The organism is Stenotrophomonas sp. TWI273 (genome assembly GCF_039674765.1).
Lineage (GTDB): Bacteria > Pseudomonadota > Gammaproteobacteria > Xanthomonadales > Xanthomonadaceae > Stenotrophomonas.
Map to the genome: position 1 here is coordinate 180,490 of NZ_JBDJOA010000004.1, position 13,069 is coordinate 193,558.

Genomic DNA, 13,069 nt, shown 5'->3' on the forward strand with positions numbered 1-13,069 from the left:
ATGCCTTCAGTTCAAGGTTCGGTGCCCCGATGATGTCCATCCTTCCCTGGTCTGCCGCGCAGCTGCGCGGCACGCGCGCCCCGGTGGTGCTGGAGCGGTGCGCATGAGCGCAGTGGCGGGGCGCTTTCCCGGCAGCACCGGGCCGATGGCCGAGCAGGTCCGTGCACTGGCGTGGCAGGCGACACCGGTGGGGCCGATCGAGACCTGGCCGGGCGCGTTGCGCAATGCGGTCAATCTGATCCTGGCCTCGCCCGAAAGCATGTACGTGGTCTGGGGCGATGACCTGACATTCTTCTTCAACGATGCCTACAGCCCGATTCTGGGGCCCCGCCTGGAGGGCGCGCTGGGCGCACCGTTGAGGGAGCTGTGGGCCGATGCCTGGGACGCTGTACGCGCGCCGATCGAGAACGCCTTCGCCGGTGAATCCTCCCGTTACGAGAACCTGCCGGTGTCAATGAGCCGCCAGGGCGTGCCTGAAGAGACCTGGTGGACGTTCTCGTTTTCGCCGATCTTCCTCGACGATGGCAGGGTCGGCGGCGCGTTCTGCGTGACCAACGAGGTGACCAGCATCATCGTGGCCCAGCAGCGCCTGGCCCAGGAGAACGAGCGGCTCATCGCGCTGTTCGACAAGTCGCCGATGTTCATGGCCTTCCTCAGTGGGCCCGAGCATCGGGTCGAGTTGGCCAATCCGGGTTACCAACGGCTGGTTGGCAATCGCCATGTGCTCGGCAAGTCGATCCGGGACGCGCTGCCGGAAATCGTCGAGCAGGGCTTCCTGCCGCTGCTGGACGAGGTGTACCGCACCGGCAAGCCGTATATCGGCAGCGAGGTGGTGTACGAGGCGCCGTTCCCGAGCGATCCGTCCTCGGCCCGGCGCATGCTGGATATCGTCTTCCAGCCGGTGGCGGGTGAGGATGGCAATACGGCAGGCGTCTTCGTGCAGGGCCTGGACGTCACCTCCCACATCGAGCTGCAGCGCACGATGCGGCAGGTGGAGGCGCGCAATCGCCAGATCATCGACAGTGCCAGCGATTACGCGATCGTCGCCTCGGACCTGCAGGGCAGGGTGACCCTGTGGAATGCCGGGGCCGAGCACATCTTCGGCTGGACCGAGGCGGAGATGCTGGGTCAGAACGTGGAGGTGATCTACACCGCTGACGATATCCAGGCCCAGCGCTTGCGGCACAACCAGGGCGTCTCGATCGCATCGGGTGGGGTCAGTGGTGAGCGCTGGCTGGCGCGCAGGTCCGGCGAGCGCTTCTGGGCCAGCGGGGCGATGACCGTGCTGCGCGATGAAGATGGCGCCGTGCTGGGCTTCGTCAAGGTACTGGGCGACCGCACCCAGGAGCGCCGCGCCAGCGATGCACTGGCCCACAGCGAGCGCCGCCTCGGCGCGCTGGTGAGCGCCTCCTCGCAGTCACTGTATGCGGTCACCGCGGACTGGCGCGAGATGCGTCAGATTCTGGCGACCGGGCCGGTGGCACAGGACGAGAGCCTGCCTGCGGTCACCGACTGGCGAGAACGCTACGTACACCCCGATGATCTCGCCCTGCTCGAGCAGGCCATTGCGCGTGCGATGGCGCAGCGGCTGCCGCTGGAACTGGAGCACCGCACCCTGCTCGCCGATGGCAGTGTGCGTTGGGTGCAGATGCGTGCGGTGCCCTTGCTGGACAGCGCCGGCGAGATCACCGAGTGGTTCGGTACCGCCTCGGATGTGACCGAGCGGCGCCAGGCCGAAGAGCAGCTGCGCGAATTGACCTTGACCCTGGAAGAGCGCGTGCAGACCCGCAGCGCCGCGTTGCAGGTGGCCGAGGAGCGGCTGCGGCAAAGTCAGAAGATGGAGGCCGTGGGTCAGTTGACCGGTGGCCTGGCGCATGACTTCAACAACCTGCTGACCGCCATCTCGGTGGGGCTGGAGCTGCTGGAGCTGCGCATCGATCAGCGGCGCTATGACGACATCGGCCGCTACCTGGAGATGGCGCAGTCCAGCGCGTCGCGTGCCACGGCGCTCACCCAGCGCCTGCTGGCGTTCTCCCGCCGGCAGACGCTCGCACCCACGCCGGTAGTGGCCGATGCAATGGTGCGCGGCATGCTGGATATCATCTCGCGCACGCTGGGGCCTTCGATCGCGATCTCCACGCAGTTGGCGTCCGATCCCTGGGCGGTACTGGTGGATGTGCCGCAGATGGAAAATGCGCTGCTGAATCTGTGCATCAATGCCCGCGACGCAATGCCCGAGGGGGGCCCGCTATGGATCAGCGCGGCCAACGTGAGCCTGCGTGGCGAGAGTGCGGCGGCGCTGGATACGCCGCCCGGCGATTACGTCCGGCTGGCCGTCAAGGACGCAGGAACCGGCATGGACGCGGCGGTGATCGAAAAGGTGTTCGAGCCGTTCTTCACCACCAAGCCGATCGGGCAGGGCACAGGTCTCGGGCTGTCGATGATCTATGGGTTCACCCGCCAATCCGGCGGACAGGTGCGGATTGATTCCCAGGTTGGCCACGGCACCACGGTGGAACTCTATCTGCCGCGCTTCATCGGCGAGAGCCCCGCGGACGCCGCCGAAGAAACCTTACAGGACCTGCCGGCGTGTTCAGCGCCCAGCGTCGGCACGATTCTGGTGGTGGAAGACGAGGAAGCGATCCGCGCGCTGTTGACCGAGGTGCTTGGCGGCGCGGGTTACAGGGTGTTGCAGGCACCGGAAGGCGGCCAGGCCATCGACCTGCTGCGCTCTGACGAAACGATCGACCTGTTGATCACCGATGTGGGGCTGACCGGTGGGCTCAATGGTCGTCAGGTCGCTGATGCCGGCCGCCAGGTGCGCCCTGCGTTGCCGGTGTTGTTCATCACCGGCTACGCGGCGTCGGCAGCGGTGGGCGCGGGCCAGCTGGAGGACGGCATGGAAGTGCTGACCAAGCCCTTTACGGCTGCGGAACTGGAGCGACGCGCCCGCGCGCTGCTGGCGATCAGGAACCCGTCGTGACCAGGTCAGCAGCTGTCAGAGCAGCGACCTGACCGAGGTCACCAGCTGCTTGAGCGTGAAGGGCTTGCGCAGCAGCTTGATGTCCTCGCCGCGGAAGTCGGGCCGGGCTCCGGCGGGGCCCGCGTAGCCGGTGACCAGCAGGATCGGCATGGCCGGATGCAGGGTCGTGGCGATCGTGGCCAGATCGCGGCCGTCCATGCCGGGCAGGCCGACATCGGAGACCAGCAGGTCGAACGGGCCGTCGTGCCTAAGGCATCCCAGCGCGGCCTCGGCATCGCCGACGTCGAGGACATCGAAGCCATCGTCGCTGAGGATGTCCTTGGTCATCTCCCGGATGGGCGCATCGTCTTCGACGAGAAGCACGCGGCATCGTGGGTGGGTTCGTGCAGCAGTCATTGCGGGCGGAGATCCTCGTGGCGTGCAGCCACCTGTGCGGATCTCCACCTTAGCGCCCGTGCGTGTTAGCCGGCCGTGCATCGCGCGCCAGCCCCATGTCATGACCGGGGGCGGGTGCCCGTCACGGCACCGCTGGCGATGGCCTCAATTCAAGGCGGTGCCGCTCTGGGTGGGGCTTTCATCCAACAGGGCGGTGCGGATGGACCGCGCCAGATCGCTGCGGGTGAAGGGCTTGGCCAACAGGGCGATGGTGCGGCCAACGGTGCCGCTTGCGTCGATATCGCGCGGATAGCCCGAGGTGAACAGCACTCGCAGGCCGGGCTTGTGGGCCAGTGCCTGCTTGGCCAGGGCCCAGCCGGACATGCCCGGCATCACGATGTCGGAGAACAGCAGATCCACGCTGACGTCGGTGCGATCCAGCAACCGCAGCGCCGAGGGGCCGTCATGCGCTTCGAGCACGCGATAGCCCAGCTGGCGCAGGGTATCCACGGTGTAGGCGCGCACATCGTCGTTGTCCTCGGCGACCAGTACGGTCGTTTCCGCCTCGACCTCGAAGGCGTCCAGCGTCTGTGCATCGGCCGGGCGCACGCTCGGCAGGGCGGCGGCCGAGCGCGGGAACAACAGCGTGATCGTGGTGCCGCTGCCCTCGGTGGAATCGAGCAGAACGTGCCCGCCGGACTGCTTGGCGAAGCCATACACCATCGACAGGCCCAGCCCGGTGCCACGGCCAACCTCCTTGGTGGTGAAGAACGGCTCGAACACCCGCGCCATGACCTCCGGCGGCATGCCCTGGCCGCTGTCACGGACGCGCACCATGGCGTACTGGCCGGGCGGGACATCCGGGTGCTGCGCCGCGTAATCCTTGTCCAGGTGGATGTTGTCCATCTCGATGGTCAGGCGGCCGCCGTCGGGCATGGCATCGCGTGCATTCACCGCCAGGTTGAGGATCGAGGCTTCCAGCTGGCTCGGATCGATCTCCACGCACCAGATATCCGGGCTGTGCACCATGTCGATCTGCACCAGCTCGCCCAGCGAACGTTTGAGCATGTCCTGCATGCCGCGCATCTCTTCGTTCAGATCCACCGGCATGTTCTTCAGCGGCTGCCGGCGCGAGAAGGCGAGCAGGCGCTGGGTGACGTTGGCCGCACGCATGACGCCTTTCATCGCGTTGTCGAGCGCGCGTGAGGAATTGCCTGCCGTGTCGCCGAGCCGGTCGGTCAGCATCTTGGCGTACTCGATATTGCCGGCGATGACGGTCAGGATGTTGTTGAAATCATGCGCGATGCCACCGGTCAGCTGGCCCACCGCCTCGATTTTCTGGCTGTGCCGCAGCGCTTCTTCGGCCTGCCGCCGCGCGGTGGTTTCCACGGCCTCGGAGACGACGGCGGTGATCCGTGCCTGATGATCGAACAGGGGGCGGAAGGAGAAATCGAACGTGCGCTTGCCGGTCGGCAGGCGCAGTTCCAGTTCGTGGCGCGACGCCGTGCCCGCCGCAGCCTCCAGGATGGCGGTGCAGACCACGCCGGGAACGCCGGGCGTGTCGGCGAACCACGCCGATTCGCAGTACAGGTTGCCGCGCACGTCCTGCTTGTCCGCCAGGATGGCGGCCAGCGAGGCCGAATTGGTGTCGATGATGTGGCCATCCAGGGTCAGCAGGTTCTGGTGCTGGAAACTGGATTCGAACAGGGCCTGCAGCCGGCTTTCGCTCCGGTGCAGTGCCGAGGTCCGCTCATCCACCTGGCGCTCCAGGGACTCGTTGCTGGCCTTCAGCAACGACTGCGCTTGCTTGAGGTCGCTGATATCGCGCGCCATGGCGTAGTAGCCCAGCACCGACCCATCCGGTGCCAGTTCGGGTACGCAGTCCACCTGGGCATGGCGGGCGGCACCGTTGCTGCGCAGGGAGAGCATGTCGAAGCTGACTTTCTCTCCCAGCAGCACCCGGTCGAGATGCTGCTGGATGCTGTTGAAGGTGTCCTCGCCGACGACCTCGCGGGTGTGCCGGCCGATCAGGCTGTCGGGCGTGCGGCCGTGCCACTCGACATAGGCATTGTTGGCGAAGCGGTAGCGATGGTCGTGACCGAAGTAGGCGATCAGCGCGGGCAGCGAATCGGTGATCAGCTTCAGCCGCTGGTGGCTGTCGTGCAGTTCGGCCTCGATACGCAGCAGCCGGCGGCGCTCCTGGGCTTCATGGATGGCCCGGACAACGGCATCGGGCAGGCGCTGCAGGCGCGACTTGACCACATAGTCGCGCGCGCCGCGCTTGAGCGCCTGCACGGCGAGCTCTTCGGTGAGCGTGCCGGAAACGAAGAGGAAGGGAATCTGGGGGGCGATCTCGCTGGCCAGGGCAAGGGCAGCGTCGCCATCGAAGCCTGGCAGCACGTGGTCGGCCAGGATCACATCGAACGAGGCGGTGGTCAGGGCATCGAGCATGCCCTGGTGCGACCAGGTGCGTTGGGCCGTGAACGGGATCCCGGCGCGGCGCAGCTGCGCGGTGATCAGCTCTGCATCCAGTGCACTGTCTTCGACCATCAGGATCCTGATGGTCTTGGTTGTGGCGGCCTCAGCCATCGTTTCTACTCTTCCCGCCGAACAATGTGCCGTGGGGTGGCGGCTGGTTGGTGATGCCCCAGAACATGCCCAGGCCCTGGATCGCCTCGAGGAATTCCTTGAAGTCCACCGGCTTGACCACGAAGGCGTTGACGCCCAGCTCGTAGCTGCGGATCAGGTCCTGCTCCTCGCGCGAGGAGGTCAGCATCACCACCGGGGTGCTGCTCAGGGCGCGGTCGCTGCGGATTTCCTTGAGCACTTCCAGGCCATTGAGCTTGGGCAGTTTCAAATCCAGCAGCACCACCACCGGGCCACCGTGCATGGCGCCTTCATAGGGACCCTGGCAGCGGAGATACTCCAGCGCTTCCACGCCGTCGCGCACATGGGTCACGTCGTTGAGCAGCTGGCAGCGCGCAAGCGCCGCCATGGTCAGCTCAGCGTCTTTCGGGTTGTCTTCTACGAGCAGGATCGGTCGCAGATCTCTCATAGGTGGTCTCCAGTAACAAAGGGGATGGTGAAATAGAAGGTGGCGCCGGCGCCTACCTGGCCTTCGGCCCAGGTGCGGCCGCCATGGCGGGTGATGATGCGGTGCACGTTGGCCAGGCCGATGCCGGTGCCTTCGTACTCATCGACGTGATGCAGCCGCTGGAACACGCCGAACAGCTTGTCCACATAGCGCATGTCGAAACCGCAGCCATTGTCTTTCACGAAGAAGATGTCTTCCGTGTCATTGCGCTCGTGTCCGATCTCGATGCGTGGCTCGGGCGTGTCGCGGGTGAACTTGATCGCATTGGACAGCAGGTTCTGCCAGACCAGCCGCAGCATGCCGGGGTCGGCCAGCACCTTGGGCAGGGCGGCGATCCTCCAGTCGATGGCGCGCCCGGTGTACTCCATATCGAGCTTGCGGCGCACGTCGTCGGCCAGGGCGGTCATGTCCATCGCGATCTGGCCCATGGTCGAGCGGCCCATCTGCGAGAAGCTGAGCAGGTCATCCACCAGCGTCCCTGCCGATTTTGCCGACTCCACGATGGTCTCGAGGAATCTCTTTTCTGAATCGTTCAATCGCTCGCCGGCCGAGGACCACAGCAGTTCCGAGTAACCGACGATGTGGCGGAACGGCGCCCGCAGGTCATGGCTGACCGAATAGGAGAACGCTTCGAGCTCCTTGTTGCTGCGGAGCAGTTGTTCATTCAACGCCGCCATCTCCTCGGCCTTGCGCAGCACGATGTCCACGATCGCGGTGCGCAGCTCCAGCGCGGCATCACGGTCCACCTCGTTCCAGGGCAGCGACTGCTCGCGCACCGTCTGCTTCCAGCCTTCGAAGGAGGTGCGTGGCGACAGTGGCTGATCGGTCTCTACCTTGCGTGGGTCACCGCCCCAGCGAACGGTGCGGACGACCTCCGGCCGGAACCAGATCACGAAGCTGTCGTGGATCTGCGAGATGGAGATGGCCAGCACGCCACTGGCGACGCCGGCGAAGGCTTCGGCGTGCTGCCATTGCTGCGCGAGCGTGTCGGTGCAGAAAATGTCGCCATCGATCGGCTGGGCGGTCAACCACTGGACCAGCTGCATCACCTGGGGCTGGCTCGGGCAGTCGCCGTGCAGGATGCATTCGCCACGGTGCACGATCGCCGCACCGGCCGATTGGGTCAGTGCGAGCAGGCTGCGTTGATCGCGGCCGAGCGCGGCCATGAAGTCGGTATCGCCGGCCATCCGGCCGAGCAGCCGCACCTGGATGGCGCGGCGTGCAATGCGTTCTTCGACCAGCACCGCGCGCTGTTTCAGCGAAATCTGCAGCGACAGGATCTGGCCGATGAACTCGCAGGCCGTGCGCACGTGGTACGGCACGCGGCGCGCGAGCTGGTTGTGGCAGGAGATCAGGCCCCACAGTTCGCCCTCGCACAGCACCGAGACCGACATCGATGCACCGGTGCCCATGTTGCGCATGTACTGCAGGTGCACCGGGGAGACGCTGCGCAGCATGGCCGGGCCGAGGTCGGTGGGCGGCGCCTCGGCGATCGCGGGCACGCGCACCAGCGGCACCGGGGTGTAGTGGCTGTCAGCGATCAGCCGGATCCGGTTCTGCCGATACAGCTCACGCGCCTGTGCGGGAATGTCCGATTCCGGGAAGCGCAGATCGAGGTAGGAGGGCAACACGCTGTTGCGGTCCTCGGCCACGACCGCACCGTTCCAGTCCGGGTCGAACTGGTAGATCATCGTGCGGTCGAAGCCGGTCAGCTCGCGGATATGCACGGCGGCGATCTCACACAGGGCCTGCGTGGTGGGCGCCCGCTCGATCGCAGCCATGAAGCGGCGGATCGAGGGATAGAGGTCTTCCAGCGAGCCTGGCTCGCCCGGCACCGGGGCCTCCAGCTCGATGATGACGTCATCCCCGATGCGGTGCGCCACCGTAGGGTGGTGGCCGGCCGTGCCGACCGGATGCGCGCCAAGGAATTGCGAGGCACCTTGCTCCAGCGCTACCAGCAGCGGCCTGCAGTGGGCCAGCGTACCGCCGAGCACTGCCTCCAGGGGCTGGCCCAGCGGATCGCCCAGCACCTCGATGAGCTCCGGTCGCGCGACGGCGCGGGCCTTGACGGTCAAGGTGAAGTGATCGAGGACCAGGATCAATCCGTAGGGCTGGATCGCGCCAGGGGTGCGGATCGGCTCACGCGCGCAGCTGGACAGATCCAAGGCGCTTGCGCCGGAATTCCTCGAGGACATTCATTGACTCCTGCTCGTTGCCAGTGGTGACCACCGCGCGAATGGCACGGCGTCGCCTGGTCGTCAGGAGCTCACACCGTCCACTGCGACGCGGTGTGCCACAGTTCCCTCATTTTTGCATAGGCGATCATCCTGGTCCGTGAGGATGAGACGGGGTTCCTTGCGTTGCTGGAATGCTAGTCCCAACGGTAACGCACCGTCGCCGACCACAGCCCGCCCGAGCCATCGACCGGGCCGCCATTGGCGTACCGGTAGTATTCGTTCGCGGCGAGCAGCGGCTCAGGCAGTTTCGTGACCTTGCGGTCGAAGACGTTGTTGGCGTTCAAGGCCACGTCCCAGCCACCGGGCAGGGTGGCGCCCAGCTGCAGATCGGTGATCCACAGGCCGCCGATGTCATACGCGATCTCGGCCTGGCCGGCATACGGCCCGCTGGTGGCCACCGTGGTGGGGGAGCCATAGCGCTGGATATCGCCATAACGGCTCTGGCGCAGGCCGACCCGGTAGCGGCCGAGCGACCAGTCCAGGCCAAGCACCTGGCGGGACTTCGGCGCCTTGTACAGCAGTTCGTTCTGCGAGCCGGTGCTGAAGACCGGCACATTGAAGGCCGCCAACACCGCGGGCGTGGGGGCCAGGCCGGTGATCTTCGCGCGGGTATGGCTGCTGGCCAGGGTCCAGCGCAGGGCACCGGCGCGGCCAAGATCCCAGCGCCCTTCCAGCGTCGCCTCCACGCCTTCGGTGCGGGTGTCGGCGGCATTGATGAAGTAGCGCACACCGTCCTGGGCACCGAGCCCGACCGAGGTCACCAGCGCACCGGAGCCGGGATACAGGCCCTCGCGGAAGGTGGTGGACAGGGCAATGCGATCGTCCACATCGATGCGGTAGGCATCCACGGTCAGTGATGCGCCCTGCCACGGCTCGGCCACGATCCCCAGGCTGAGGCTGCGCGAGGTTTCCGGGCGCAGTGGCTGCGCGCCCAGGGCGATGGCCTGCGGCGAGCCGGCCTGCAGGATGTGGTCGGTGTAGAAATTGCCATTGGAGGTGTTGCGGTAGGCCTGCGCGGCCAAGGAGGGAGCCTGGAAGCCGTTGCTGATCGTGCCGCGCAGGGCAAGCCGGGGGTGCAGGGCAAAGCGGGTCGAAAGGCGGCCGGTGCTCTCGCTGCCGAAATCGGAGTAGCGCTCGTGCCGGCCGGCAAGGTCCACGCGCCAGCGTGTGCCCAGATCGGCAGCGACGCCCACGTACACCGCGCCGCTGTCGCGGCTGACATCCACCGCATCTTCCGGCCGATAGCCGGGCAGGGCCTGCGAGCCGCCCAGGCCGATGCCCAGTACGGTGCCGGCATACGGACCATCCAGCACCCGCTGCCCGCCATGGGTATAGGACTGTACGTCGCCGGCGCCGATCCGGTAGCGCTCGTCGCGGTACTCCGCACCCGCGCTGAGCTCCAGTGGCGCGGCCAGCCACGCGGTCTGCAGCTGGCGGCGCACATCCAGATTGTGGGTCCAGGCGCTGTAGCGCAGGTCGCCGATATAGAAGTCGGTCTGGCTGTCCAGCCCATAAGTGGGGTTGATGCTGTTGTGCAGGTTGATGTCCATCGCATCGCGCCCGTAGCCGCTGCTGAGGTCCCAATCCCACTCGCCGAACTGGCCGCGCACGCCCAGCGTCAGCGCGCCATCGTTCTCGTCGATGTGCTCGGTGGGGGCGAAGCCATCCGGATCGATGGCCCGGACCACTTCGTTGCGCAGTGGCTGGCGGAAGTTCTGCGGTGCCCATGCATCGCGCTGGGCGAGCGTCAGCAGCCCGTAGGCCTCTACCGTCGCCGCCAGAGGCAGGCTGGCATTGGCGGTGGCGGTCTTGGTGCGGAACGCGCGGATGCCACGATTGCGCCAGGCATTGTTGTCGCGGGTCGCTTCGCGCGGATCGGGCGTGGCACCGGCGGGCAGCGTCGGGTTGCTGGCCTGGTTGCCCCCCGGGCGGATCGCATTGCCGGCGGCGTCCCTGGGGAAGTAGTACAGGAAGGTGTCGCGGGCGGGGCTGGTGTAGTTGGTGGCGTGCTGGTCGTCCAGCTGGGCGGCCAGGTGCAGATAGCCGCCGTCGCCGATGCCGAAACCGGCATCGGCCTGCACCACGCGGGAGCGACCCTCGCCGGCGAAGTAGGTGCCATCGCGGTAGGAGACGTTGCCGCCACGCGCCGCCTTGTTGGTGACGATATTGATCACCCCGGCGATGGCGTCCGAGCCATAGATCGCCGAGGCGCCATCGCGCAGCACTTCGATGCGTTCGATCGCCCCGGTGGGGATCAGGGCGAGATCGGCCGGTGCGGCGCCGCCGAAACCACCGGCGCCCAGCAGTGCGGTGGCGTGGCGGCGTTTGCCATCCACCAGCACCAGCACGTGGCTGGCGTTGAGGCCGCGCAGCTGTCCGGCGCGCACCATGCTGTTCAGATCGCCGGTTTCCAGCGGCAGGTTGAAGCTGGGCACGGTGGTGTTGAGCACATCCAGCAGGCTCGTCGCGTTGGCCGCGCGGATGTCGTCGGCCGACAGCACGTCGATCGGTGACGCGCTTTCGCGCACGGTGCGGCCTTGCGCGCGGGTGCCGGTCACGGTGACGGTATCGAGCGTGGCGGTGCTGGTAGCGGTGATGGCACTGGCATTCGTCTCCGGCGCTGCGTGGGCGGCAAGCGGCAGGGAGAGCGCGGAAACGATGGCGAGGGCCAACGGCAGGCGATGGTGCGTGGACAGCATGGAAGATCCCCAGGGAGAAGAAAGGCCGATGCGCAGGGACATGCGGCGGGCAGGCTACGGCGGTAGTGCCGGATCAGCAGGTGCGGTGACGCAGCGCACCCGGACAACAGCGTTCGGCCGCGGCGGCGATGCGCCGGGCGTGGATCACGGCGCGCCCCTCGCGGCAGCGGCCCAGCGCTCGAGATCGGCCGGATGCAGCGGTCCGTTGTGGACCTGCAGCACCGTGCCCTGCGCATCGATCAACACCGAGAAGGGCAGCGTGCCGATGCGGTTGCCGAACGAGGCGGCGGTACCGGGGGGGCCGTCGCTCTCCACCAGTTGCGGATAGGTGAGCTGAAGCTGGTCGCGCAGGGCGTTGGCAGCCTCGATGTCGTCCAGTGCGATGCCGACCACCTGCACGCCGTTCGGCAGCGGTGCCTGCGCCTGCGAGAAATGCTGCAGGTCCGGCAGCTCCTTCAGGCAGGGCCCGCACCAGCTGGCCCAGTAATTGAGCAGCACCGGGCGGCCGCGCCATTGCGCCAGCGCCGCCGGGGCGCCGTCCAGATCGGTCCAGTGCAGGGCAGGTGCCGCCTGGCCGGCAGGGGCGGGGGGTGTTGGCGGGGCGGCGTGCGATGCCAGGGGCAGCGCGAGCATCAGTGCGGTGGCCAGCAGCGCCGGCAGATGCGAAGCAGGAGAAGTCATGGAGGGGAGGCCGTCGAAGACGTCGCACGCGACGCGAAGCGGTCATCGGTCAGGGTGTGCAGGAACTGCTCGATATCGTCGATCTCCGCTTCGGTCAGGTGCAGCGGATCGCGCAGCTGTGCATCACGGCCGATCGAATCGGGGATCACCTTGCCGGGGTCGTCGTAGTACACGATCACCTCGCGCAGGGTCTTGAACATGCCGTTGTGCATGTACGGCGCGGTCAGTGCGACGTTGCGCAGGCCGGGTACCTTGAACTCGCCCTTCTGCGTGGGATCGCCGGTGATGCCGCCGCGGCCTTCGTCATTGAACTCGCGGCCGTTGTAGATGCCGATGTTCTTGAAACGGTCCGAGGTGAAATCCTCGCCGGCGTGGCAGCTCACGCACTGGGCCTTGGTGATGAACAGCAGGCGGCCGCGCTTGGCCGCGTCGCTGATCGCGTCTTCCTGGCCGAGCGCATAGCGGTCGTAGGGACTGTCCACGGTATTGAGGGTCTTCTGGTAGGCGCCCAGCGCCCGGCCCAGCGTCCGCGGGCTGGGTGCGGCGTTGTAGGTCGCCTGGAAGCGCGCGACCCACGCCGGGTCTGCAAGCAGCCGGGCCACTGCCTGATCCACAGGCAGATCCATTTCCAGCGGATTGGCGATCGGCGCCAGGGCCTGCTCTTCCAGGGTTTCGCTGCGGCCATCCCAGAAGAAGCGGGTCCGCCCGGCACTGTTCATCACGCTGGGGGTATTGCGGGTGCCCACACGGCCTTCCACGCCCAGGCTGAGCGCACGGTCATCGGCGAATGCGCGGGCGGGCTGGTGGCAGCTGGCACACGACACCGTGCGGTCGCGCGACAGGATGGGATCGAAGAACAACTGGCGGCCCAGCTGGGCGCGTGGGTTGTCGGAGAGATCGCCGTCGTAGGTCGGGGCATCGGCGGAGAACACCGGCGCCAGTACCGCAACGCCGATCAGCGCGGCCAGCAGGGCAAGGGAGCGGACAGGGCGGGGCATGG

Annotated in this window: 8 protein-coding genes; 1 reads left to right on the forward strand and 7 read right to left on the reverse strand. The window is 67.1% G+C overall.

Features of this window, described 5'->3' with window-relative positions; all coding sequences use genetic code 11:
- Positions 1–103 precede the first annotated feature (103 nt).
- Complete coding sequence (locus ABE571_RS07265; RefSeq protein WP_346493471.1) at positions 104–2,983, forward strand: PAS domain-containing protein; 2,880 nt, start codon at positions 104–106, stop codon at positions 2,981–2,983.
- A gap of 15 nt (positions 2,984–2,998) precedes the next feature.
- On the opposite strand, the gene ABE571_RS07270 is transcribed toward ABE571_RS07265, so the two are convergent.
- The 7 genes from ABE571_RS07270 to ABE571_RS07300 form a co-directional block, all read right to left on the reverse strand.
- Positions 2,999–3,379, reverse strand: a complete 381-nt coding sequence (locus ABE571_RS07270) for a response regulator (RefSeq protein ID WP_313212663.1) — start codon at positions 3,377–3,379, stop codon at positions 2,999–3,001.
- Between the two features lie 144 nt (positions 3,380–3,523).
- Complete coding sequence (locus ABE571_RS07275; RefSeq protein WP_346493472.1) at positions 3,524–5,947, reverse strand: PAS domain-containing protein; 2,424 nt, start codon at positions 5,945–5,947, stop codon at positions 3,524–3,526.
- The gene (locus tag ABE571_RS07280) at positions 5,940–6,413 is read right to left on the reverse strand and encodes a response regulator (protein ID WP_313212661.1); all 474 of its coding nucleotides are present in this window, start codon (positions 6,411–6,413) and stop codon (positions 5,940–5,942) included. Before ABE571_RS07280 ends, ABE571_RS07275 begins: the two co-directional genes overlap by 8 nt.
- Positions 6,410–8,647, reverse strand: coding sequence for an ATP-binding protein (locus ABE571_RS07285; protein ID WP_346462633.1), 2,238 nt, complete (start codon positions 8,645–8,647; stop codon positions 6,410–6,412). The genes ABE571_RS07280 and ABE571_RS07285 overlap by 4 nt, the downstream gene beginning before the upstream one ends.
- 176 nt (positions 8,648–8,823) lie before the next feature.
- Complete coding sequence (locus ABE571_RS07290) at positions 8,824–11,388, reverse strand: TonB-dependent receptor (protein WP_346480807.1); 2,565 nt, start codon at positions 11,386–11,388, stop codon at positions 8,824–8,826.
- 144 nt (positions 11,389–11,532) lie between these two features.
- Positions 11,533–12,069, reverse strand: a complete 537-nt coding sequence (locus ABE571_RS07295; RefSeq protein WP_313212658.1) for a TlpA disulfide reductase family protein — start codon at positions 12,067–12,069, stop codon at positions 11,533–11,535.
- Positions 12,066–13,067, reverse strand: a complete 1,002-nt coding sequence (locus ABE571_RS07300; RefSeq protein WP_346462630.1) for a cytochrome c peroxidase — start codon at positions 13,065–13,067, stop codon at positions 12,066–12,068. Before ABE571_RS07300 ends, ABE571_RS07295 begins: the two co-directional genes overlap by 4 nt.
- Positions 13,068–13,069 lie beyond the last annotated feature (2 nt).